We start from the raw sequence: 19,574 nt of genomic DNA, 5'->3' as shown, positions 1-19,574 counted from the left end.
AATTAGAACTCCAAATTAGTGTTGAATTATTGCATCCCAACTGGCTTCGATCGCGGCTTCAATCGCGGCGTCATCCAGTTGATAAAATCCCAACGCATGTTTTCGGGCCAGCGCCACGCTAGCTTCAAAACTCAGCCCTGAAAGAATTTCGTTGTCGAGAGGTTTAAAGATCCCTTGTTCTTTTCCTTGATTAAACAACTGGTTTACTTGGGCAAACATTTGTCGCTCAAGTTCCCGAGCTTTTAAATGGTTTGCACAGGGAAGAGATTCGTATTGAACGCGATTGCTCAGAGTAGCGACATTAGAACTCGCCAAGTTCCAAATATTTAGCCACATGGTGCGATAACGTACTTTCAAGGGCATATCATCATGAACACCAGATTGGACCGCGCTTGCAATCCGTTTGGCGACGTTCAAACGCACTTCCTCAAGAAGATGTTCTTTGTCGAGGAAGTAACGATAGATTGTACCGGCAGCGACGCCTGCCTCTTTTGCCAGCTTTTGCATCGAAAGGCCTTGAAAACCTGACTCTGCAATCAGTTTCTCGGCAGCCACAAGTATTTGCTCCTGCTTTGCTAGTGCAGTATCGCTAACCATAATGGCACAACTTGGTGAATGAACGTTCATTCATTATACCCCATTAACTGCACGCTAGTGCAATAAAACATATCATTAATCATATTATTTTATTTCTTCAGAGAATATTTTAGCTTGTTTAAGGCGATTCGATTAAACATAGCAATCGGTCGTTTGCCCCATTATTATAGTCGCCAAAGATTTTTACTTCAGGGGCACCTATGAAGCTGAACCCAAGACAAGAAGAAGCAGTGAAGTATGTATCGGGACCCTGTTTGGTGCTGGCGGGTGCTGGCTCGGGCAAAACTCGGGTGATCACCAATAAAATGGCGTATCTGGTTCAGCAATGCGGTTACAACGCCCGAAACATTGCAGCCGTGACTTTTACCAATAAAGCGGCGCGTGAAATGAAAGAGCGAGTGGGCCAGACTCTAGGTAGAAAAGAAGCGAAAGGCTTAATGGTGTCGACGTTTCACACCTTAGGCCTGAATGTCATCAAGCGCGAGTATAAAGCCCTTGGTCTCAAAGCAGGCTTCTCATTATTCGATGATCAGGATCAATTGGCGCTGCTGAAAGAGCTGACCGAGCAACAGCTTGATGGAGACAAAGATTTGCTCCGCCAGCTGCTGAGTGCGATTTCCAACTGGAAAAACGATATGTTGACTCCTGAGCAGGCAAAGGAGCGTGCTCAAGGAGAGTTGCAGCAGTTGTTTGCGGTGTGCTTTGAACAGTACCAAAAACAAATGAAAGCCTATAACGCATTAGATTTTGATGACTTGATTGCATTGCCCGTGCTGTTACTGCGGACCAATGAAGAAGTCCGTCAGCGTTGGCAGAGCCGAATTCGTTATCTTTTGGTTGACGAGTACCAGGATACCAATACCAGTCAATATGAGTTGGTGAAGCTAATTGTTGGTGAACGTGGTCGATTGACGGTTGTGGGAGATGATGACCAGTCGATTTATTCGTGGCGCGGCGCTAAGCCACAAAATTTGGTCCTGCTTGGTCAAGATTACCCCAACTTACGTCTGATTAAACTCGAACAAAACTATCGCTCTACCAGTAGAATTTTGCGAGCGGCTAACATATTGATTGCCAACAACCCACATATGTATGATAAATCGCTGTTCTCCGAGATCCCAGAAGGAGAAATGCTCAAAGTGTTACTGGCTAAAGATGAGGAACATGAGGCTGAACGTGTCACCGGCGAAGTGATCGCCCATAAGTTTCTAAATCGTACAGACTATCGTGACTATGCGATCTTGTATCGTGGTAACCACCAATCGCGCCTGATTGAAAAATCGTTGATGAATAACCGTGTTCCATACAAATTATCAGGAGGCACATCATTTTTTGCTCGTGCTGAAATCAAAGACATCATGGCGTACCTCCGTGTCTTGGTCAATCCAGATGATGACAATGGCTTTTTGCGTATTGTTAACACACCGCGGCGTGAAATCGGGCCTGTCACGCTGGAAAAATTAGGTAGCTACGCCAACATTCGGGGCAAAAGCTTATTTGAAGCCAGCTTCGAAATGGGGCTTGAGCAGTCTCTCAGTGGTCGTGGCTTAGAAAATTTGCGTCGTTTCACCTCATGGTTAGTAAACATTGGTGATCAGGCTGAACGCGGTAATTCGGTTGAAGCCGTGCGCTCTTTGGTGCGTGATATCCACTATGAAGATTGGTTGTATGAGACGTCTTCGAGCCCGAAAGCAGCCGAGATGAGAATGAAGAACGTGTCAGATCTTTATTCTTGGATAGTGTCGGATCTGGAAGGTGACAACTACGATCAGGAAGAAAAAAGCCTCAAAGAAGTGGTTCAGAGGCTGACGCTTCGAGACATGATGGAACGTGATGAAGAAGATGAGGACTCCGACGCTGTTCAGCTGATGACTCTCCATGCCTCTAAAGGTCTTGAATTCCCTTATGTCTATTTGATAGGGGCTGAAGAGGGCATCTTGCCTCATCAAACCAGCATTGATGAAGAGAATGTTGAGGAAGAGCGCCGTTTAATGTATGTGGGAATCACAAGAGCCCAACGAGAGCTGACCTTCACCCTTTGTAAAGAACGTAGGCAATATGGTGAGTTAATCAAACCGACTCAGAGCCGTTTTTTGGAAGAGCTGCCTTTTGGTGATGTCGATTGGGAGGTCAAGAAAAAGCCTCAGACTCAGCAAGAGAGAATGGAAAAAGGGCAGGCGCACATCGCTAACATTCGTGCGATGTTTAACAAAAATGATTGAGTTACATAGCGAGCTTTCCAAGAGCTTGTAAGTACAAGCTCTTGGTGAGTCAAAGAGAAGTTATAGTCCTGCAATCATATGTTCGATCGCAGCGACGATCTCGTCGTCAGAACAATCCATACATGTTCCCTTTGCTGGCATAGCATTGAAACCTTTAATCGCATGGTCTGCAAGTACGTCTTTACCTTGTGCAATTCTTGGCGCCCAATCTCCGGCATCGCCGGTTTTTGGAGCACCGCTCACACCAGATGAGTGACACGCGATACAAAAAGTGCCATAGACTTTTGCCCCATCTCGTGGGCCGCTTGGCTCTGCTTTTACTGGTTCTGAACCCGCAAGATAAACGCCGCCGACAGGTTTAATACGTTCTGCAATGGCATCGTATTCGTCTTGGCTGATATTAGCAGCCAAAGAGGCGCCAGAGAAAGTACTCACAGCGATCAAAGCGATTAAGATTTTTCGAGACATATCCATTAAACTCACTTTACATTCCTGAAGGCAAGTTCATGCTTACCTTATTATTAGAGTGTGGTTTGAAAAACAGCGTTTTGCTGTTAAATCAATGTAAATATTAAGTGATTATATCCTGATAACCGAATGTGATAAACCACAAGTTGTTTGCTTATGCTGGGTTATCTAATCGGAAATAGGGGTCAATCACACTTTAATTGCCCAAAAAGGCGTCAAACGATTAAAAAAGTTTAAAAAGTACTAGACGGCATTGTGTGATATCCGTATTATTCCACTCCGCCGATAGGGCATGCGCCCGTAGCTCAGCTGGATAGAGCGTTGGCCTCCGGAGCCAAAGGTCGAAGGTTCGAATCCTTTCGGGCGCGCCATTCCGGACGCTTATTTAATAAGTGGCAAATTGGCATGAAATAATGGTGGCTATAGCTCAGTTGGTAGAGCCCTGGATTGTGATTCCGGTGGTCGCGAGTTCGAATCTCGTTAGCCACCCCATTATTTTAGAAAGACAAAAGCTCGGTGAATAGCGCAGCTTGGTAGCGCATCTGGTTTGGGACCAGAGGGTCGGGGGTTCGAATCCCTCTTCACCGACCATAAACTCGTTTATGGCTGATATTCAGCGGTAAACTAAAAAATTGATGGTGGCTATAGCTCAGTTGGTAGAGCCCTGGATTGTGATTCCGGTGGTCGCGAGTTCGAATCTCGTTAGCCACCCCATTCTATTGAAAGAATAAAAGTTCGGTGAATAGCGCAGCTTGGTAGCGCATCTGGTTTGGGACCAGAGGGTCGGGGGTTCGAATCCCTCTTCACCGACCATTATTTTGAGCCTCGACAGTGATGTCGAGGCTTTTTTGTTGTTCTGAGAGTGAGCTTGGTTGGCAGAATTTCGCTGACCGGAGTTCCCGTCCAATTGACCCTTCTTATTTCGACCACTATTTTAAGCCTCGGCAGTCATGTCGGGGCTTTTTTGTTTTTTCTGATAGTGGGGTTGAGTCGGTAGTGAGCTAAACCGATGTTTTTATTTTGTTAATGACTACATGGTGATTTTTTGTGAATTTTAATTCTTCTACGTGGGAGGGGGCTAGATCCAAAAAAATCGCGACGTTAGTCTAGAAAAGGAGTCGGTCATTTGGTTATCCGTAGGTATGAACAAAATATGATATAACATGTTTGCATATTTATTTTGATAAGATGCTTGATATTTGTTCGAAATCGAATTTTTATCCTATGTTTGTTGCTTTTCTGTGAATTTTTTGCCAAATTGACTAGCTTGTAAATTGCCAGATGCTGATCTGGCTAGAATGGATTCACTTTCAGACAGGGCAGAAAGCTGCCAAAGCAGTAGAGGTCTGGTAATGTCACTCTTAGAAGTTAAAAACCTTCGAATTGAATACCCATCAAGGCATGGTGTTCATGCCGCAGTTAAATCACTTTCGTTTAACATCGAGCGAGGAGAGATCGTCGGCGTTGTTGGCGAATCAGGTGCTGGTAAATCCACCGTGGGTAATGCAGTCATTGACTTGTTAAGTCCCCCTGGACGTATCCCAAGCGGTGAGGTTTATTTAGATGGGGAGTTAATCTCTGGGCTGACGCCTGAACAAATGCGTCGTGTTAGAGGCTCAAAAATTGGATTTATTTTCCAAGATCCAATGACGTCCCTCAACCCACTTTTTACGGTTGAGCAACAGCTCAAAGAGACCATACATGCGAATATGAAGGTCTCTGATGAGGAAGCGTATCAGCGTTCCCTCTCTTTAATGCAGCAGGTTGGTATTCCTCAACCGAAAAATCGATTGAAGCAGTATCCCCATCAATTTTCCGGTGGTATGCGTCAACGGGTTGTGATTGCAATCGCTCTGGCTGGCGAACCGGATCTCATTATTGCCGATGAACCTACTACGGCTTTAGATGTTTCGATTCAGGACCAGATCCTAGGTCTTATTCGCGATCTGTGTATTAAAAATAACGTCGGTTGTATGTTGGTGACTCATGATATGGGTGTGGTATCGAATGTGACCGATCGAGTGGCGGTTATGTATCGTGGGGATCTGGTTGAATTTGGTCCCACCGCTCAGGTTTTAGGTGATCCTGCTCATTCGTATACGCGCAGTCTTATTTCTGCTGTGCCGCGATCGGACGTGAAATTGAAACGTTTCCCGCTGGTCAGTTATATTGAAGAAGCACAAGAAATGGCGCCGCTGGACGTGAAAAATCACTGGTTAGGTCAGAGCCAAGATCACCGAAGTTATAGTGGTGCCTTGTTGACGGTAGACAATATTGATTTGCGTTTTGTGACCAAGGATTCTCTCTTTGAGAGCCGACGCCAATATGTGCAAGCCTCAAATAATGTTAGTTTTGAAGTGCATGAGGGTGAAACTTTTGGCCTTGTTGGAGAGTCAGGCTCGGGTAAATCGACGATCGCGCGTGTGATTGCAGGCCTGTATCAGCCAGATGCCGGTAAAGTAACCTTTGAAGACATTGATCTGACGTCGTTGAAGTCGGAGAAAGAGCGTCGCCCACTGCGACGACAGATGCAAATGGTGTTTCAGAACCCTTATACCTCAATGAACCCGAGGATGAAGATATTTGACATCATCGCCGAACCAATACGTTTTCATAAGCTGACACGAAATGAAACAGAAACAAGACAGATCGTACATGATCTGCTGGATCACGTTGGCTTGGGTACCATGGCTGGAGTCAAATACCCTCACGAGTTTTCTGGAGGCCAGAGGCAGCGTATCTCCATCGCACGAGCGCTTGCGACCCGCCCACGCCTTTTAATTTGTGATGAACCAACGTCGGCACTGGATGTGTCTGTGCAGGCTCAGATTCTTAATTTGCTCAAAGACTTGCAGGACGAACTGAACTTAACCATGTTATTTATCAGTCATGACTTACCTGTAATTCGTCAAATGTGTGATCGCGTTGGGGTAATGAAAATGGGAACCTTGTTAGAGGTTGCTCCGACGGAAACCTTATTTAATACCCCTCAACATGAATACAGCAAACAGTTAATGTCCTTGATGCCTGAATTTACAGGTTTAAGGGAAGACATAAAAATGGCGTAAGCCGCAGATATACTCAGTTCTCGCTGGGTAGAAAAATAGACAAAAATACAACAACTAGGGATGAATCCCGCATAAGGAGTTATGCAATGAAAACCATGAAAAGCAAACTAGTCGTGGCTTTAATGGCCGCAGGGCTAAGTTTGAGTGCAGCGGCGGCCGATATCACCGTCGCTTATGATGCCGACCCAGTATCGCTCGACCCGCACGAGCAGCTTTCAGGTGGCACGCTGCAAATGTCTCACATGGTCTTTGACCCATTGATTCGGTTTACGCAAACGATGGAATTTGAACCTCGTTTGGCAGAATCTTGGAAGCGCATTGACAACGAAACCATGCGTTTTAACTTGCGTAAAGGCGTGAAATTCCATTCTGGCAATGAACTCACTGCTGATGATGTTGTATGGACGTTTGATCGCCTCAAGAAATCCGCTGATTTCAAAGGCATCTTTGCGCCACTTGTCGCGCTAAACAAAGTGGATGATTACACCATTGAGATTAAAACCGATGGTACTTATCCCTTGATTGAAAACGTGGCCACTTACATATTCCCTATGGACAGTAAGTTTTATTCTGGCAAGACAAAGGATGGCAAGGATAAAGCAGAGCTCGTGAAGCATGGCAATTCCTATGCATCTACCCATGTGTCGGGGACCGGTCCTTTCACCATCACAGCTCGTGAGCAAGGCGTTAAGGTTGATTTTGAGCGTTTTGATGATTACTGGGACAAAAAGTCTGCCGGTAACGTTGATAAGCTAACATTGGTTCCGATTAAAGAAGACGCCACCCGTGTTGCAGCGCTTCTTTCTGGCGATGTTGATATGATTGCGCCTGTTGCTCCCAATGATTATAAGCGGATCAAAAGTGCGAAGAGTGTTGATCTCTATACCATGCCAGGTACACGTGTTATCACGTTCCAAATGAACCAAAATAGTAACCCAGCGCTTAAGGACGTTCGTGTTCGACAAGCGATTGCCTATGCGATCAACAATGAAGGGATCGTCAAGAAAATCATGAAAGGGGCGGCAACGCCAGCGTCTCAACAAAGCCCAGTCGGTTACGCGGGATACAACGATACGCTTAAACCTCGTTATGATTTAAATAAAGCCAAGGCACTGATGAAAGAAGCGGGCTATGAAAAGGGCTTTTCGTTGTCAATGATGGCACCAAACAACCGCTACGTGAATGACGACAAGGTTGCACAAGCTTCCGCGGCGATGTTGTCTAAAATCGGTATAAAGGTTGACTTGAAGACTATGCCAAAAGCGCAGTATTGGCCAGAATTCGATAAGTGTTCGGCAGACATGTTGATGATTGGTTGGCACCCAGATACCGAGGATTCGGCGAACTTCACCGAGTTCCTGACTATGACTCGCAATGCTGAAACCGGTAAAGGTCAGTACAACTGTGGCCATTATGGTAACGCAGAAGTGGACAAATTGGTTGATGCCGCGAATGTTGAGACGGACCTGCCTAAACGTAATGCGATGTTAAAGCAAGTAGAAGCGACACTTTACGATGAAGCCGCCTTTGTTCCTTTGCATTGGCAAGACCCATCATGGGCAGCCAAGAGTAATGTGGAAATTGGTCCGATTGTTAATGGTATGAACTTCCCTTATTTCGGTGACCTTGTCGTCAAATAGCGGTAAGTAAATTAAACCACGCTTTTGTGAAGGACATGGTTTAATTGAGGTGCTTAACTTTGATTCAGTCGGGTTAAGCACTTTTTGTAAGACTGAGATTGCAGCAGAATAATTCTGTTTTGCAGACCGAAATTTATGGAAAGTAAAAGGGGCAAGGAATGTTTTCGTTTCTGGTCAAGCGCCTGTTTCAGGCACTGATAGTGATGTTTGTGATCAGTTTAGTGGCATTTGCCATTCAGGATAATCTGGGCGACCCTCTGCGCGAGTTAGTCGGCCAGTCGGTTTCTGAATCGGAACGCCAAGCTTTGCGTGACGAATTAGGTCTTAATGATCCCTTCATTACAAAATATGCGCGTTTTGTGGGCTCTGCCCTGCAAGGCGATCTTGGTACATCTTATTTTTTCAAGCGTCCTGCAGTGGAAGTCATTTTAGACAAATTAGTCGCAACGTTGGAACTGGTTTTTGGCGCAACGATTATTATTATTTTCTGCTCGATCCCGCTTGGTGTTTACTCAGCTATTCATCCTAAAAGCTTTTTAACCAAAGCGGTGATGGCCGCAAGTAGTATCGGTATTTCGATACCCGTATTCTTAACCGCCATTATGCTGATGTATCTTTTTTCGATTGAACTGGGATGGCTTCCTTCTTACGGAAGGGGAGAAACAGCTAATCTACTTGGTTGGGAGTCGGGTTACTTCACTTTAGATGGGCTAGCGCACCTGATATTGCCGTGTATTTCATTGGCGTCGATTATGTTGCCGTTGTTCATTCGCTTGGTACGCTCTGAAATGCTGGAAGTTTTGAGCTCTGAATACATTAAATTTGGCAAAGCTAAGGGCTTGGCGCTGAATAAAATTTATTATCAACATGCTCTAAAGAACACCATGCTGCCAGTCTTAACTGTAGGTGGGGTTCAGATAGGAACGATGGTTGCCTACACCATTCTGACAGAGACGGTTTTTCAGTGGCCGGGAACAGGCTTCTTGTTTCTTGAAGCGATCAACCGCGTGGATACACCACTGATAACCGCTTACGTTATCTTTGTTGGTCTTATTTTCGTCGTAACCAATACCATTGTTGATTTGCTTTACGGCATTATTAACCCGACGGTTAACCTGACAAGTAAAGGAGCATAATTATGAACCAGTCAGTCGCTGTTCCTTCTCGTTGGGAGCGATTCAAACAATCCGATTTTCTGTATTACTTCAAACGCGATAAGGTGGCGATGGCGAGCTTTACCGTGTTTATGATTTTTTTGGTGCTCGCCATTGCGGCGCCCTTATTGGCGCCTACCGATCCTTACGATCTGGCTTCAATTGATATTATGGACTCAGAGCTTCCCCCTTCTTGGATGGAAGATGGTGAAGAACGTTTTGTGCTTGGGACGGACGAGCAGGGACGCGATATTCTCTCTACGATTCTTTATGGCTCTCGCTTATCACTGACGATAGGGTTTCTTGCCGTTGGACTTCAGCTCGTTTTGGGCATTGTTATTGGTCTTTCCGCTGGGTATTTTGGTGGGCGTATCGATAGTTTCTTAATGCGTTTTGCTGATGTGCAGTTATCCTTCTCAACCATGATGGTCGCTATCATTGTCTCTGCGATTTTTAAGGCCAGCTTCGGCAGTGATTTCTACAGTCAGTATGCTGTTGTGATGCTGGTTGTGATCATTGGTGTGGCTGAGTGGCCACAGTATGCCCGTACGATTAGAGCTTCGGTTTTAGCTGAGAAGAAGAAAGAATATGTCGAGGCGGCAAGAGTGATGGGCTTTAAAGCGCCACGCATTATGTTCCGTCATATCTTGCCCAACTGCCTATCACCCATTTTGGTTATCTCAACGGTACAGGTGGCCAATGCCATTATGTCGGAGGCGGCACTTTCTTTCCTTGGTCTGGGTCTTCCCGTGGACCAACCCTCGCTGGGTGCCCTTATTAGTATTGGGTTCAACTATATCTTTTCTGGCGCTTGGTGGATCACGGCTTTCCCAGGTGTTGTGTTAGTGACATTAGTTTTGGTGATTAACCTACTGGGAGACTGGTTACGAGATGTATTTAACCCTAAAATCTACAAAGGGTGACCTAAAGCTAAGATTTGTTTATTAAATCTTCTCAAAAAAAGAGCCAAAACCTTTTGCGGCTCTTTTTTTGCATCTATATTTTACTCAACAATAAGTCGTCAATAATACCCACTCTTTCGATAGGGACAGTGGTATCGAATGTAAGGTTGTATCGGGATATGGAAAACAGAATGGTCGTCAAAGCAAAGCGATCTTTAGTCAAGCTTTTGAGCCTAACCGTACTGATGTGGCCGGCATTGTCTTTTTCAGTCAATGCGGAAGCATTTTTGTGTGATGCGACTCAGACGTCAAATGATAGCCTGCCCTTGCTTGATTCGGACTGTCCGATTGGTCAGGGCATGTGGGGGAAACATCGTCCGAATAGTCAGGCTGCGTATTTCTGGATTCAGTGTGGTGTATACGCGAAACCTTTGTCTTTAATGAAAGCGAAGTCAATCTACCCTCACATTAGCTCAGATGTTTGGGCAAAGAAGGAGGGACGAAATTATCGTTGTTTGATAGGGCCTTACAAAGATTATACACAAGCCAAACTGGATTTGACCAATGTGAAAACCATGCCGGAGTATAGAGAGGCCTTTATACGTCAGGTCATTAAAGCGTCAATAGAGGTAAAGGATCAACGTGGGATAACAGCGCGTCAGTCCGCTAAACCGGTGTCGCAAGCTCCTTCAGTTTTGCCCGCGTTAATCGTGCCTGCTCCAGATAAGGTGAGCCAACCGTTGCCGAGCACTGAGCGTGAGATAGACATTCGTCAATATGCCAAGATTAGGGGTGTGGAATACAAGGTACCCTATATTAAGTCCGAAGAAGATCAGTTCTATATGGAACATGATAAGCCTTGGAACCGTATGGATTATAAGATGGCGGATAACACTTGCTCCCGAATGGGTATGCGTTTGGCGATAGAAGCTGAATGGCAGGCCTTACTTGATGCCGATGTCATGGGTAAAGAAAAGTGGCCAAGTCACTTACCTTATTGGGGTGAAGGGCGTAAGGGATTATTTTATAGTGGAAAAGTCACTAATCTGAAAGGTACATCCTTGCTTAACATTGTGTGTGTTAAGTAACAAAACACTAGCTTGAACTGTCTCCTGATTTCTCGTTCTCTTCAACGAGAGCGAGGAATTTTTTCTCAATAAAGTCCTTTTCTTTGGTTGTATGATGCAGTTGTTGCTGAATGGTTTCAAGTTGCGCTGCAAGATCACCGCTACTACCTTGTTCAGCCAGCTTTTTCTTGTAGGTTTCTATGATTCCAAGTAATTGCTTGCGTTCTTGCTGATACTCCTGCTCAATTTTATTAAATCCACCCGCTTCGCTGATTTCCACATATTCTTGTTCTAACTGGGAAAACTGTTGCTCCAATTGTTCTTTTTCTTGTTGTAGGCTTTCCACCGTATCTGATTGTTTCACAAGCTTGTTTTTTGCCTGTTTAAGCCCTTTAACACTGCGGTTGAGGTCACCTTTAAGTTTCTTGATTAACTTATGTGAGTTATTGAGTTTTTGGTTTAAATCATCAATGGATCGCTGATCTTCTTCACTCAATCCTCCATGACTCGCGGATTTGAGTTGTGACACTTGAGCCTCGAGTGCTTGCTGTATGATGATGAGATCATTCAGTGTATCGGTATTTTCAGCGGTATAGTTCAGGGCATTGTCAACGGACTCTTGGCAAAGAGAGTAAGTCTGTTGGTCCATATCGTTGCTGCCTGACATCTGTCGAGCAAAGTGACGGAATTCTCGCAACATCAGCAATAATATGATGAACCACACCAAAAGAATAAAAAGACCAAGATCGATGGCTAACGCCACCAAGTTTTCTGTCGTCAGCAGAAGGGCTAAATCCATGAACTCATTCCATGTTTATGTAGTGATATTAGGATGTAAGTTTAGTTGTCGTAGAAAATTGTGCCTATAATTTAGGCAGGCTATTAATGAGAGCAGAAAGCAATTTGTGAAAATTCTGATTGTTGATGACAGTAAAGCTACCCTGGAAATCGTAAGACGAGCGTTAGAGAACTTCGGTTATCGTCGGTTGTCTATAAAAAAGACGGACAGTGCGGAGCAAGCATTGGAGAAAGTTCAGCAGTGGCAGCCAGAAATCGTGCTGACGGACTGGCACATGCCAGGTATGACAGGGCTCACTCTGATACAGGAGATAAAGAAGCTGGGCCTCGGAGTGAAAATTGGAATGATCACCACGGTCGATGATCAGATTCAGGTAAAACAGGCGAAAGAGTCGGGAGCGAGTTTTGTATTGTCGAAACCATTTGATGATAAAGAATTGCACCGGAAACTGCTACCGCTTGTGCAGGGGGCAGAAGAGAGTCAACTGGCTTTGGATGAGATCACTGATGTTCAAAAGGAATTGGCGCTGCCTAAGCTGAGTCAACTCGAAAAGTTACTCAAAAGAGAAATCAGTGACAGACTCGTGTTGAATAACATTCGTCAGCAGACGTTTGATGATAGCAAGATCCCTTGTCTGCTAGCGGTCTATGAAGATGGTGAAACACAAAGATCTCGAGCAGTAGCGTTGCTTGATATTTATGCTATCTGTGTTTTTTCCAGCAGTAACTCGGCGATTTCTACTCAACAGCTTCAACAAGCCATTCACAGTAAACTTGTTAGCAAGGACATTCTCGATGCCTGTCAGAAAGTGTTAGAGAAATCGGCGTTAGCGTTTCTCGATGGCAATTCCCGCAAGAGCCTGCGCTTGAAAAATGTAAGCTTTATCCCTTCTCCATTTGATAAGTTGGAGGCTTTGTATGCAAAAGAAGCCGATAAAAGGGTGGATTTTTCTTGTCGACTGAGCGATATGGCTCAAGGAAAAGTGACACTGATTGGCTTTTGAACGCACAATGTGAGTTTTATCCCCACTTATTTCATCAAAGATTTATTGATAGACATGTGAAAAATCATTTCCTTGGCTGTGTGAAAAACTAGATGCATAGGGTATTATATGCACAATGATACTTCTGCTGATAATGATAAGTTATGGATGTACATAATATTGATATGGAAGCAATTTGCCATGTCTTTAAACGCTATGTTGAATATATGGGCGTTGACCAAACGGTTTCATTTTCGCGGGTAGATACACACAGTCACCAAGTGAAAGCAGCCTCGACCCACTATTCTTGGCACCTCACTTATTGGGGTGATGAGCTTTATACCAATCTGCATTCTCGTCTCAAACCTGGCATCAATTTATGGAGCAGTCAGGCCGCCCACAATTTTAGACCAACCGAGGCAGTCAGTCATAACCGGGTCGATATTGTGACCAGCCAAGGGTCGCAGTACGACATCTTGTCCATTGCTCTCCCTATCTCATCCGTTCCTTGCGATGTAGTCAGTCAGGCCATCGCACTTAGGCCCAAGGTTAAGCACCTTGCTTTGGAATGCTGGAGTGACAAAGCAATAGAAATACCGTTTGGGCCATTATGCTCATCGAACAGAAGTCCTAAAGTACATGGCCATGACAAAGAATACGCGTTTGGTAATTTGCGCCTGACTCGTGATGAATTGACCAGTGTTCGGTATTTTTTAGAGATGAAAACCCTAAAAGAAGTGGCAGTGATACGTGGCTGTCAAGAAATGGAAGAAGCCCGGCGAAGGCACACGATCAAATGCAAACTGGGGTGTGAATGCGAGCCGGATTCGGTTTTTTTTCGAAGACTGGTTGAACATGGGGTGACAGTAGCATGTCTGGACAGCTTCATCACGTATCCCTAACGGTGAGCGACTTAACCGCGAGTGAGCGTTTTTATGCTCTCTTTGGGTTTGAGAAAACGCAATGCTATCAAGACCAACAGGTCACCATTCAAATGTTTGAGAGTCAGGGCTCTCGAATCGAACTTTTTCATTTTAATGAGGAAGGTATTCCCTCCAAGTCAGAGTCGCTGATTCAGCTTAAGCATCTCGGTATTACCCACTTTGCGCTGAGTGTCAGAGACCTTGAAACCTTTCACAAGAAGTTATCGGAAGTGACTAAGACCACGACTATCTACCAAGCTAGGCTGGGGAGTTTCCGCTATTTCTTTTGTTCAGATCCCGATGGAAATCAAGTAGAAGTTTTAGAGGAGTAAAACAACATGTCACTTACGTGGAAACAGCGCAGCAGTGCTGTTCTTGGCAATGCGATGGAATTTTATGATATTGCCGTGTTTGCATCGATATCGATGTATATTTCCCAGTTATTCAAAAGTCAGGGCATTGAGCACTCTGACTTTGTCGTATGGGGTGTATTTGCTCTGCGCTTTCTTGTCCGCCCTTTTGGTGGTGTGATCATTGGCCGATATGCTGACAAATTTGGACGAAAACGTGCTTTAGTGTTTTGTAACTTGCTTACTGGGGTCGCCACGGTGGCGATGGCATTGATTCCTGTTGAAACTGTCGGTCAATATGTCGTTTTGGTCTTTTTGCTTTTCCAAATGATTCAAGCATTCAGTTTTGGTGGCGAGTATCCGACGTTAATTAACTATTTACTTTATGATGCCAAGGATTCGGTTAAATCTAGGGTTAGCAGCCTCATTGTTGCTAGCTCGATCATAGGTGTGATTGTGTCACTCATCATTGTTGCGGGGTTGGAGCACTATTTAACCGCAGAGGAAATGAGCGAGTGGGGTTGGAGAATTCCTTTGTTAGTGGGTGTCGCCAACATTACAATTAGTCTTTATCTGCGACTGTCTTTGCCTGAGTTACCCAAGGCTCAAGATGTTTCGGGCAAAGCGAACTTTCAAATCATCGTTAAAGTATTTTGTATTTCGATTCTCGGTGCAGTGGTCTTTTATGTGCAGAATCTGGCGAGTAGTATTTTAGGTAAAGCGATGAACATTGAGCATCTTTCCTTGATCAATAGCTCTATGCTGGTGGTGCTTTTGTTGGTCACGTCCTTTGTTGTTGATAAGCGTTCATCTCCCCAACAAGCGTTTAAAGTTGGTGCCGTCTTGATGCTGATTGCGGCGATACCACTATTTACATTGCTCGGTTCAGAAGTCTTTATTTGGCAAGCGTTAGCGGTGTTGGGTGTGAGCGCGTTAGGTGCCATTATTTTAGGTAATCTCGCCGCACTATTGTGGCAGCAAGCTGTCAACCAGACGTCGAGTATGGGGGTCGGTTATAACATTGCATTGTCGATTTTTGGAGGGCTAACACCTCTTATTGTGAGTGAAGCGATATTGCTCAGTCCAGCTTATGTTGGGGTCTATGTTGCGTTGTCGACTCTGCCAAGTCTTGCTGTGCTTTATTATTTTAATTCTGAAGTCGGCTATAAGGCGGTGGCACAGCCTTAAACGACAATGAAGAAAGCAGGCCGAGATGGCCTGCTTATTCACTGAACGGCGAAGCGTCATTGTTATTCACGGAGCGGTTATTTACCGCATGGTACTCATATACTCTTTACATATAAGTCTGAAATATATCTGGAAACCTATTCAGTATGTGCCTTGATGAGGTTTTCCAGAAACTTTTAAGAAATTGATAAAAATTGGATATAAAAAAAGTCTGGAAAGCGAATTTTCCAGACTTTCAACTCGCTAAAGTAAAGATTAGTACGCTACAGCTAATTCCTTGGCTGTGCTCTTGTTTTGTTGTGGTGCGGATGAGTTTGAGTGTTTTACTTTAGTGCCAGATTGTTCCTGTTTCCAAGTTGGCCAAGATTCCACTCGACTCTTTGATTTGTTCAGGTGTGCAACTAATGTACTGTTAGGACTCATTATACTTACTCCGGTAATCACTAACCGCAGAGGCGGCGGCTGTTTCTCTTTCAATGTAAGAAGTTGATAGCATCTGCATGCGCAAGATAGCATCACTTTCTTTCCAGTTAACTGCATCTCCGTTGGGGTCTTTTCTTTTTATAGGGTAGCCTGCCCCTAGGTTTGTAGAAAATAGATCGTAAAATGATCTTGGACCAACACCAACAAAGGGTTCGAATCTTACACTTTCTTCTCCGTTTAATTCTAGTGTTATTGAGTCAGAATGAAAGTCTAAGGCTCTACTTTTTGGATATGGCTCAACATAGACAACTCTTTTAATTCCTGAAGCTACTATGTGTTTTGCGCAGTTATGGCAAGGGAAAGTCGTACAGTAGAGTTCAGCATTTTTTGTGCTTATATCACTTCTTGCACAAGCTAAGATTGCTTCCATTTCAGCGTGAACCACACGGCCATATTCTGTAATATCTTTTATTCTTGAGGAGTTAAGTAACTTTCTTAGAGACTCTTTCTGTTTATCATCAGGTAACGTTTCGAGTATTTCATTTATGATCATCTTCTTTTCTCGAGCGTTAGAATCATATCCTCTTTTCCAGTCTCGTCCGTCTTCTTTATCGACTATCCTTTCATCTTTGGAGTCATAGTCTGGCCAATACAAACCACCTCCGGCTTGCGGGATATCATTAGCTCCAGTAGCAATTATGTTCTTGTTTTTAGTCATAACAGCCCCTACTTGGCGGGAAAGGTCTGCTGATCTTAAAGAAGAAGAGAACGCCATGAACATAGCAAACTCGTCAAATGTAGGGGTTACAAAGGGTTTACCAAACATAAGGTCAAGTGTTCTCCAAATGTCATACTGTGCCTTATGTCTATTAGAGCCATAATCAATGAAGAAGTCTGATAGATGATAGGTGTCCCTTGTATGCTGGCCATGCTTGTCTGATTCATCAGCATCTCTCTCAATTAGAAGATTTGCTTCGTCTTCGGACATATTTTTGTTTGCCATCAAGAAGTCACGTCGACGATTTTCACTTGAGTGAATACCTATCAAGTAAAACCCCCTAGAATAGATTGTACGGAGTTTCTGTACTTCTTCAGGGTGCTTTAGGGAGCTAATAATGAGTGCTTTTCGCTTTAATGGCTCTGGGTCATCACTTGTAGAGCGTTGTTCCCTGATACAACTAATTTGTGACGCTGCCGCAAGAGCAAGAATTGAGTTATCACCACTCTTTTGGCGAATAGTATTACCAGCAGACATCAATGCGTTAGCTTTGTCATAGTAACTCAAATCATTTGGAACATCCTCAAACAAGCTGATGATATCTTGTGATATACGGATTTCTTCAAAAGAGTAATTAAACGTCTCAAGACGATCTGTAATTATCTGTTTTATTGCAGTTAACTCAGTACCTACTGCACCTACCAACCCAATCACTATTTCAGAGTCTGAATAACTTCCATTTAAATGTTCTTCGTGAAGAACGCTTTCCTCAGTTCCTTTAACGGCCATAGTTCGGATATACTAATATTGAAGTTGTTGAATATGTTATCAGCTGCAATGGTATGTTGCTTGTTTTGTGTCCAAATGTGAGATGTGAGGGTTGTTACTGGAAAAAGGAGGGAGCTTTTTAAACTAAAGTTTTATCTTTAATAATTCTAATAGATTCTTCTTTTCTTGATCTGGAAGCTTGCTTATCAAAACCGCTAACTCTGCAGAAATCTCATCTTCACATAAGAAATAATTCAAAGGTACCCCAAGCGCATCAGCCATTTTCTTTAATGTGCTGATGTCCGGTGTATGCCGACCTTTTTCATAGTGGTTCATTCGACCACTCGCAGAGCTTTCATCCATACCAATCATTACTCCTAGATTCTTTTGAGTAATACCGGCGCGTTTACGGGCTTGCTTGAGTCGGGTTGGGATTGGGTTGTATTCCACAGAGCGTTCATTCTAAAAACCTTTGATAACTTAGATTGTCTAAGTTTTACTGATTTCTGTATACTTAGCAATCCTAAGTTTATTGAGCATTATGAGCAGTACATGAAACGTTCTACAAAAATCAGTGCAGAAATGCACAAGCTATTGATTAAAAAAAGAATGGATGGTTTTTCAGTTATTGAATTAAGAGACGCGTTTGTGTCTATAGATGATTCGTATGTTGACTTGGATGATGCTCGTCGAAGAATTTACCGACAAATCTTACGCTTTATGAAGAACAATTGGCTCAGGAGTGAAGGAAGTGGCCAACAAAAAAGGTACTTTCAGACCGATCTTTTTAAAACCCTTTTGATTACACCGAAGCAGGAATCTGTTGACGTTGATATAGCTTTAACTCCTGATTATTCGGTATTAAGTCATGAGCGTAATCAGTACAAAGGTGAGTTAGAGATTGTGCTTGGAGAGATTGAAGAGTACCAATCTCTCAATCGTCGCTTCCCTGAATTAGAGCCCAAGTTAATCCCGCTTCTTGATAAAGCAAAAGAGCATTCTGCGCATCTACTTGGAAAGGTAAACGGATTAACAAACGTTCTTCAAACCCTCTCTGAAGGCAAACAAACGTGTTAAGAAAGTGGCAGCAAGAGTGTTCAGAAAGAGCATTGAAAAAATTTAAAGCGAATTGCGTCCACTTCTTTTGCCAAGCTACGCCAGGGGCAGGGAAAACAGTGCTTGCAGCAACGGTAGCTTCGAGATTGTTGCAAGATGATATGGTCGATCTTGTTCTGTGTTTTTGACCGTCTTTAACCGTTTCAGATGGTATAAAAAGAACCTTTTCACACACTCTTAATTGTACTTTTAACGGTGGGTTAGGTTCTATTGGGCAATCCTTAACATACCAATCCATTCAATTTCTTAAAGATGAATTTTGGCAAACCCTCCGTAACCATCGAGTGTTTGTTGTTTTTGATGAGATACACCATTGCTCGGGTTCAGAGATCGAAAATGCAAATGTTTGGGGGCAGCAGGTACTCACAAAGATTCAAGGGCTAGCAACCTACACATTGGCTATGTCAGGAACTCCGTGGCGCTCAGATGCCTTACCTATCGTGATGAGTGAATACAGTACTCCTGATGGGCAACTTCTCGTTGATTATCAATATACCTTGAAGCAAGCCATTGCTGACAAGGTTTGCAGAACTCCGAACTTGGTTCTCGTTGATAACGAACACCTCTCAGTAACCAGTGATGAAAAAGTAGAATCTTTTTCATCCATACTTGAAATGATTAAGCAGACTAAAACGTCTTATCAAAGTGTAATACACAACCAAGAAGCGATGGAGTACCTACTTGGACTCGGTTGTAAAAAGCTCGCAGAAATCCGCACTCAATCCCCAAGTGCAGGAGGTTTAGTTGTTGCTTCATCCGTTCAGCATGCGCAAACAATTAAAAAGATACTCTCTCAAAAGTACGCTCAAACAGTCTCAATAGTCACTTATCGCCACGAAGAACCTTTAGCAGAAATAGAACGTTATCGTCAAAGTGATGCTCAATGGATTGTCAGCGTTGGAATGATTAGCGAAGGTACTGATATCCCTCGTCTTCAAGTTTGTTGCCATATGAGCTCTGTCAAAACTGAGCTGTATTTTAGACAGGTTCTTGGGCGTATTCTTAGAGTTAATGGGCTAGCAAACCAACAAGCGTGGCTATTTACTTTTGCAGAGCAAAGCCTGATAGAGTTTTCGGAGCGGATTGAACAAGACATTCCTGAATCGTGTTTATTTGCAAAAGTTCCGCCAATGGAAGAATGCTTTTTTCTTGGTAGACATGATGCACAATGTAAAGAAAGTCCGTTGAA

Annotated in this window: 16 protein-coding genes, 5 tRNA genes and 1 pseudogene; 17 read left to right on the top strand and 5 right to left on the bottom strand. The window is 43.8% G+C overall.

The window, feature by feature from the left end; all coding sequences use genetic code 11:
* Positions 1 to 15 precede the first annotated feature (15 nt).
* The gene (locus HLM86_RS17970; RefSeq protein WP_076590295.1) at positions 16 to 597 is read right to left on the bottom strand and encodes a TetR/AcrR family transcriptional regulator; all 582 of its coding nucleotides are present in this window, start codon (positions 595 to 597) and stop codon (positions 16 to 18) included.
* Between the two features lie 200 nt (positions 598 to 797).
* Between HLM86_RS17970 and rep the strand changes: the two genes are divergently transcribed.
* Entirely contained in the window at positions 798 to 2,819 is a 2,022-nt protein-coding gene (rep, locus tag HLM86_RS17965; RefSeq protein WP_170883478.1) for a DNA helicase Rep, read from the top strand.
* 60 nt (positions 2,820 to 2,879) lie between these two features.
* On the opposite strand, the gene HLM86_RS17960 is transcribed toward rep, so the two are convergent.
* Complete coding sequence (locus tag HLM86_RS17960) at positions 2,880 to 3,293, bottom strand: c-type cytochrome (protein WP_076590251.1); 414 nt, start codon at positions 3,291 to 3,293, stop codon at positions 2,880 to 2,882.
* Positions 3,294 to 3,581: 288 nt separating this feature from the next.
* On the opposite strand from HLM86_RS17960, the gene HLM86_RS17955 reads away from it, so the two are divergent.
* The 10 genes from HLM86_RS17955 (at position 3,582) to HLM86_RS17910 (ending at position 11,139) form a co-directional block, all read left to right on the top strand.
* Positions 3,582 to 3,658: transfer RNA gene (locus tag HLM86_RS17955), tRNA-Arg, on the top strand.
* A 45-nt stretch (positions 3,659 to 3,703) separates the two neighbouring features.
* Positions 3,704 to 3,779, top strand: a tRNA-His gene (locus HLM86_RS17950).
* Between the two features lie 22 nt (positions 3,780 to 3,801).
* Positions 3,802 to 3,878: transfer RNA gene (locus tag HLM86_RS17945), tRNA-Pro, on the top strand.
* A 47-nt stretch (positions 3,879 to 3,925) separates the two neighbouring features.
* Positions 3,926 to 4,001, top strand: a tRNA-His gene (locus HLM86_RS17940).
* Between the two features lie 22 nt (positions 4,002 to 4,023).
* Positions 4,024 to 4,100, top strand: a tRNA-Pro gene (locus tag HLM86_RS17935).
* Positions 4,101 to 4,639: 539 nt separating this feature from the next.
* On the top strand, positions 4,640 to 6,355 hold the full coding sequence (locus tag HLM86_RS17930) for a dipeptide ABC transporter ATP-binding protein (protein ID WP_170883479.1): 1,716 nt from the start codon (positions 4,640 to 4,642) through the stop codon (positions 6,353 to 6,355).
* A gap of 86 nt (positions 6,356 to 6,441) precedes the next feature.
* On the top strand, positions 6,442 to 7,995 hold the full coding sequence (locus HLM86_RS17925) for an ABC transporter substrate-binding protein (protein WP_076590253.1): 1,554 nt from the start codon (positions 6,442 to 6,444) through the stop codon (positions 7,993 to 7,995).
* Positions 7,996 to 8,153: 158 nt separating this feature from the next.
* Positions 8,154 to 9,131: an ABC transporter permease gene (locus tag HLM86_RS17920; RefSeq protein WP_076590254.1), complete on the top strand. Its 978-nt coding sequence runs from the start codon at positions 8,154 to 8,156 to the stop codon at positions 9,129 to 9,131.
* 2 nt (positions 9,132 to 9,133) lie between these two features.
* Positions 9,134 to 10,072 carry an ABC transporter permease gene (locus HLM86_RS17915; protein ID WP_076590255.1) on the top strand — a complete coding sequence of 313 codons (939 nt, stop codon included), beginning with the start codon at positions 9,134 to 9,136 and terminating at the stop codon, positions 10,070 to 10,072.
* 158 nt (positions 10,073 to 10,230) lie between these two features.
* Positions 10,231 to 11,139 carry an SPOR domain-containing protein gene (locus tag HLM86_RS17910; RefSeq protein WP_254868840.1) on the top strand — a complete coding sequence of 303 codons (909 nt, stop codon included), beginning with the start codon at positions 10,231 to 10,233 and terminating at the stop codon, positions 11,137 to 11,139.
* Positions 11,140 to 11,146: 7 nt separating this feature from the next.
* Here the strand turns inward: HLM86_RS17910 and HLM86_RS17905 are convergent, their stop codons facing one another.
* A complete protein-coding gene (locus HLM86_RS17905) occupies positions 11,147 to 11,917 on the bottom strand; it encodes a chromosome partitioning protein ParA (RefSeq protein ID WP_076590257.1) in 771 nt (256 codons plus the stop codon).
* Between the two features lie 106 nt (positions 11,918 to 12,023).
* Between HLM86_RS17905 and HLM86_RS17900 the strand changes: the two genes are divergently transcribed.
* From HLM86_RS17900 to HLM86_RS17885, 4 genes are all read left to right on the top strand, one after another.
* A complete protein-coding gene (locus tag HLM86_RS17900; RefSeq protein ID WP_170883480.1) occupies positions 12,024 to 12,920 on the top strand; it encodes a response regulator in 897 nt (298 codons plus the stop codon).
* Between the two features lie 143 nt (positions 12,921 to 13,063).
* Positions 13,064 to 13,801, top strand: coding sequence for a hypothetical protein (locus tag HLM86_RS17895; protein ID WP_170883481.1), 738 nt, complete (start codon positions 13,064 to 13,066; stop codon positions 13,799 to 13,801).
* A complete protein-coding gene (locus HLM86_RS17890; protein ID WP_076590260.1) occupies positions 13,771 to 14,154 on the top strand; it encodes a VOC family protein in 384 nt (127 codons plus the stop codon). The genes HLM86_RS17895 and HLM86_RS17890 overlap by 31 nt, the downstream gene beginning before the upstream one ends.
* Positions 14,155 to 14,160: 6 nt before the next feature.
* Entirely contained in the window at positions 14,161 to 15,360 is a 1,200-nt protein-coding gene (locus HLM86_RS17885; protein ID WP_170883482.1) for an MFS transporter, read from the top strand.
* A 412-nt stretch (positions 15,361 to 15,772) separates the two neighbouring features.
* On the opposite strand, the gene HLM86_RS17880 is transcribed toward HLM86_RS17885, so the two are convergent.
* Together HLM86_RS17880 and HLM86_RS17875 are read right to left on the bottom strand one after the other, a co-directional pair.
* Positions 15,773 to 17,290: an anti-phage dCTP deaminase gene (locus tag HLM86_RS17880; RefSeq protein WP_170883483.1), complete on the bottom strand. Its 1,518-nt coding sequence runs from the start codon at positions 17,288 to 17,290 to the stop codon at positions 15,773 to 15,775.
* A gap of 123 nt (positions 17,291 to 17,413) precedes the next feature.
* On the bottom strand, positions 17,414 to 17,719 hold the full coding sequence (locus tag HLM86_RS17875) for a helix-turn-helix domain-containing protein (RefSeq protein WP_170883484.1): 306 nt from the start codon (positions 17,717 to 17,719) through the stop codon (positions 17,414 to 17,416).
* 102 nt (positions 17,720 to 17,821) lie between these two features.
* On the opposite strand from HLM86_RS17875, the gene HLM86_RS17870 reads away from it, so the two are divergent.
* Together HLM86_RS17870 and HLM86_RS17865 are read left to right on the top strand one after the other, a co-directional pair.
* Positions 17,822 to 18,346 carry a VspR family transcription factor gene (locus HLM86_RS17870; RefSeq protein ID WP_170883485.1) on the top strand — a complete coding sequence of 175 codons (525 nt, stop codon included), beginning with the start codon at positions 17,822 to 17,824 and terminating at the stop codon, positions 18,344 to 18,346.
* A pseudogene (locus HLM86_RS17865) lies at positions 18,340 to 19,507 on the top strand (DEAD/DEAH box helicase); the annotation flags it as partial. The gene HLM86_RS17870 and the pseudogene HLM86_RS17865, both read left to right, overlap by 7 nt.
* Between the last annotated feature and the right edge of the window lie 67 nt (positions 19,508 to 19,574).

This window comes from Vibrio ostreicida, assembly GCF_013074385.2.
Taxonomy (GTDB): Bacteria; Pseudomonadota; Gammaproteobacteria; order Enterobacterales; family Vibrionaceae; genus Vibrio; species Vibrio ostreicida.
This window is presented reverse-complemented; position numbering and strand designations above follow the sequence as displayed.

Bases quoted from the DNA above. Each gene is read 5' to 3' on its own strand.
- HLM86_RS17885 (WP_170883482.1), top strand. From the start codon at position 14,161: ATGTCACTTACGTGGAAACAGCGCAGCAGTGCTGTTCTTGGCAATGCG.
- HLM86_RS17880 (WP_170883483.1), bottom strand. From the start codon at position 17,290: ATGGCCGTTAAAGGAACTGAGGAAAGCGTTCTTCACGAAGAACATTTA.
- HLM86_RS17910 (WP_254868840.1), top strand. From the start codon at position 10,231: ATGGAAAACAGAATGGTCGTCAAAGCAAAGCGATCTTTAGTCAAGCTT.
- HLM86_RS17915 (WP_076590255.1), top strand. From the start codon at position 9,134: ATGAACCAGTCAGTCGCTGTTCCTTCTCGTTGGGAGCGATTCAAACAA.
- HLM86_RS17925 (WP_076590253.1), top strand. From the start codon at position 6,442: ATGAAAACCATGAAAAGCAAACTAGTCGTGGCTTTAATGGCCGCAGGG.
- HLM86_RS17920 (WP_076590254.1), top strand. From the start codon at position 8,154: ATGTTTTCGTTTCTGGTCAAGCGCCTGTTTCAGGCACTGATAGTGATG.
- HLM86_RS17960 (WP_076590251.1), bottom strand. From the start codon at position 3,293: ATGGATATGTCTCGAAAAATCTTAATCGCTTTGATCGCTGTGAGTACT.
- rep (WP_170883478.1), top strand. From the start codon at position 798: ATGAAGCTGAACCCAAGACAAGAAGAAGCAGTGAAGTATGTATCGGGA.
- HLM86_RS17905 (WP_076590257.1), bottom strand. From the start codon at position 11,917: ATGGATTTAGCCCTTCTGCTGACGACAGAAAACTTGGTGGCGTTAGCC.
- HLM86_RS17895 (WP_170883481.1), top strand. From the start codon at position 13,064: ATGGATGTACATAATATTGATATGGAAGCAATTTGCCATGTCTTTAAA.
- HLM86_RS17930 (WP_170883479.1), top strand. From the start codon at position 4,640: ATGTCACTCTTAGAAGTTAAAAACCTTCGAATTGAATACCCATCAAGG.
- HLM86_RS17970 (WP_076590295.1), bottom strand. From the start codon at position 597: ATGGTTAGCGATACTGCACTAGCAAAGCAGGAGCAAATACTTGTGGCT.
- HLM86_RS17890 (WP_076590260.1), top strand. From the start codon at position 13,771: ATGTCTGGACAGCTTCATCACGTATCCCTAACGGTGAGCGACTTAACC.
- HLM86_RS17870 (WP_170883485.1), top strand. From the start codon at position 17,822: ATGAAACGTTCTACAAAAATCAGTGCAGAAATGCACAAGCTATTGATT.